5 protein-coding genes are annotated in these 2,654 nt (G+C 40.2%); 2 read left to right on the top strand and 3 right to left on the bottom strand.

Annotated elements, in window-relative coordinates; all coding sequences use genetic code 11:
* On the top strand, window positions 1–683 hold a 683-nt coding region (locus H6S82_RS28240), incomplete at its 5' end, for a HEAT repeat domain-containing protein (protein WP_191057108.1).
* 18 nt (window positions 684–701) lie between these two features.
* On the opposite strand, the gene H6S82_RS28235 is transcribed toward H6S82_RS28240, so the two are convergent.
* The 3 genes from H6S82_RS28235 to H6S82_RS28225 form a co-directional block, all read right to left on the bottom strand.
* Window positions 702–968, bottom strand: a complete 267-nt coding sequence (locus H6S82_RS28235) for a type II toxin-antitoxin system ParD family antitoxin (RefSeq protein ID WP_190463399.1) — start codon at window positions 966–968, stop codon at window positions 702–704.
* A gap of 201 nt (window positions 969–1,169) precedes the next feature.
* Complete coding sequence (locus H6S82_RS28230) at window positions 1,170–1,439, bottom strand: hypothetical protein (RefSeq protein WP_190463397.1); 270 nt, start codon at window positions 1,437–1,439, stop codon at window positions 1,170–1,172.
* Window positions 1,436–1,666, bottom strand: coding sequence for a hypothetical protein (locus H6S82_RS28225; RefSeq protein WP_190463395.1), 231 nt, complete (start codon window positions 1,664–1,666; stop codon window positions 1,436–1,438). The genes H6S82_RS28230 and H6S82_RS28225 overlap by 4 nt, the downstream gene beginning before the upstream one ends.
* A 115-nt stretch (window positions 1,667–1,781) precedes the next feature.
* On the opposite strand from H6S82_RS28225, the gene H6S82_RS28220 reads away from it, so the two are divergent.
* Window positions 1,782–2,654 (top strand): class I tRNA ligase family protein (locus H6S82_RS28220; protein WP_191057107.1); only part of this gene is annotated, 873 nt, incomplete at its 3' end.

Here is a 2,654-nt window from a genome sequence, read left to right as displayed (position 1 = left end):
TTCGTAATGATAAACATGGAGCCGTGCGTTCTCAAGCACTAACAGTTTTAGCGTGGATGGCAGAGAACGACCCAGAAACTTTATCTATATTAAAAGCTTCTGCTAAGACCGATATAAGTCCAGCAGTAAGACTAAGCGCAATTCAAGATTTAGTGCATAATTGGAAAGACGATCCTGATACTTTACCTATACTAAAAAATTGTATCTTTTTTGATACGCACAGCAATACACGAGTTTCCTTAATTCAAGACCTAGCGAATAGCTATAAGGATGATCCTGATACTTTGCCTATTATCAAAAAGTTAGCTCAGTCCGATAAAGATCCGAGCATTAGATGGATTTCAATATATAAATTATGTGAAATTTGGAAAGATAATGCTGAAATTTTTGAAGTATTCTACGATTGTGTTGTAAATGATCGATATGAGGGTAGTAACAATCAGGATAAAAGCTCACAATTAAATCCTCGTTACTTAGCACTGGAAGCAATTATCTTGAATTATCCTAACAATCCCCAAACTCTACCTTTATTGCGTGATAGAGCAGAAAATGATTCTGATGAAAAAATACGCCTGTTTGCTGAAGATATGCTGAATAAATGGAACCAAGGATCTAACTCAGAAGCATCAGGAACCAATTCTTTAATAAATATTTTGACTTCAAATGCTAGATTTTTCTTCTAGAAACCATAAAATAGCGACTCATTTTTGTGTCTGACGTGCTTGCTGGAATCGTTCTAGAACTTCGCTAACAAAAGTTTCGCCGTCAATAGGTGGCGTTCGATCGGAAACTTCGATCGCAGCGTCAATTTTTTCTCGCACATCCTCTACCCAGGCGTTATCTGCGCGATCGTATTCATCCAACAATCGCAAGGCAATTTCTAGGATTTCTTGGGCCGATCGATATTTCCCAACTTGCAACTTCGTTTGAATAAAGCGTTCTTGTTCGGAAGTAAGACTGATACTCATAGAAGACTTTCGAGAAGTAGTTTCTATTATATCTCAAGAATAAACTAGAGACGAATTGCAAACGAATATTTTAAAATAATTGAAGAAGAATTGTAAGCAGCAAGTATCTATAAAGACTTTACTCAGCACTGGCAATTTCCTCTTGTAAAGCACTACCGATATAGCGAGCGTGATTTTCACGTATGTAAACACCATTTAAATCTAATTATTTACCAGATGTAAATCATGCTGTTCCGAATAGCGAGAAAATAATTCTCCCAGTGCTTCTTCTCCCCCAATTTCCCCATTACTAACAAACTTTTCTACTTCTACCGATCCATCATTCAAAAATTCAACTTCCCATCTTTCTCCAGGTACAGCCACTGTCACCATAATTGCTTCATCTCGATGATGTGCTAAAGTGTAGCTGACTTTTTCTTGTTCCAATTTGTTTAAGAGTTTAAGTAATTTTTCAAAGATAGGATTGTTCATTTATCAAATCTCCGATCGCTTAATAATTTCCGAACAACCTTGAAACCAGGAAGATTTTCCTGTACACCCCTTTCAATTTCCTCCCAAATCATTTCGCTAAATTCTTCCCAACTGGGAGAACCTTCTGGTAGTTCGGCTTGTTTAATACTACCTTTTTTAGCTTTAAGAATGTCAGAAACTCTCTGACCCGAAAACTTATGTGCGATTTTTTCCTCCTTCTTGAACAAAGCGATAAACTTACAATATCAGGATATCCCCACTACCCACTACCCACTCCCCATTCCCATTCGTGCCACAATGGGAAAATGTAGTTGATTTGTGACCCAGCAGGAGTTCTAGATTGTGGAATCCCGATATAATCCAACGGCAATAGAGGAAAAGTGGCAAAAGACTTGGGCAGAACGAGGCATAGACCAAACGCCTACCGAGACAGACAAGCCCAAATTCTACGCCCTGTCGATGTTTCCCTATCCATCGGGCAACCTGCACATGGGCCATGTCCGCAACTATACTATCACGGATGCGATCGCACGAGTACACCGAATGCAAGGCGATCGGGTATTGCATCCGATGGGATGGGATGCGTTTGGACTCCCAGCAGAAAACGCCGCCATCAAAAACCAAACCCATCCGGCGAAGTGGACTTATAACAATATCGCGCAAATGCGATCGGAATTAAAGCGTTTGGGTTTATCCTACGATTGGAATTGCGAACTCGCCACCTGTTCCCCCGACTATTACAAATGGACGCAGTGGATTTTCTTGCAATTTTTCCAAGCCGGATTAGCATATCAAAAAGAAGCTAAAGTTAACTGGGACCCCATCGACCAAACAGTATTAGCAAACGAACAAGTCGATAGCGAAGGTCGTTCTTGGCGTTCCGGCGCAATAGTTGAGAAGAAAAACTTGCGTCAATGGTTCCTCAAAATCACCGACTACGCCGAAGAATTACTCCAAGATTTAGATAAGTTGACAGGTTGGCCGGAAAGAGTAAAGTTAATGCAGGCGAACTGGATTGGTAAATCTGTCGGCGCTTATTTGGAATTTCCAATTGTCGGAATGGAAGAAAAAATAGGAGTGTTTACCACTCGTCCCGATACCGTTTATGGTGTTACTTACGTGGTACTCGCGCCGGAACATCCATTAACACCAAAAGTTACTACATCAGAACGTCAAGAAGCAGTCGAAACTTTCATTAAAGAAGTTGCCAATCAA

Origin of the sequence: Planktothrix sp. FACHB-1355 (genome assembly GCF_014748295.1) — a bacterium.
Lineage (GTDB): Bacteria > Cyanobacteriota > Cyanobacteriia > Cyanobacteriales > Aerosakkonemataceae > Aerosakkonema > Aerosakkonema funiforme_A.
The sequence above is the reverse complement of the archived record's forward strand: the minus strand, read 5'-3'. Positions and strand labels throughout refer to the sequence as shown.

Bases quoted from the DNA above. Each gene is read 5' to 3' on its own strand.
- H6S82_RS28235 (WP_190463399.1), bottom strand. From the start codon at position 968: ATGAGTATCAGTCTTACTTCCGAACAAGAACGCTTTATTCAAACGAAG.
- H6S82_RS28230 (WP_190463397.1), bottom strand. From the start codon at position 1,439: ATGAACAATCCTATCTTTGAAAAATTACTTAAACTCTTAAACAAATTG.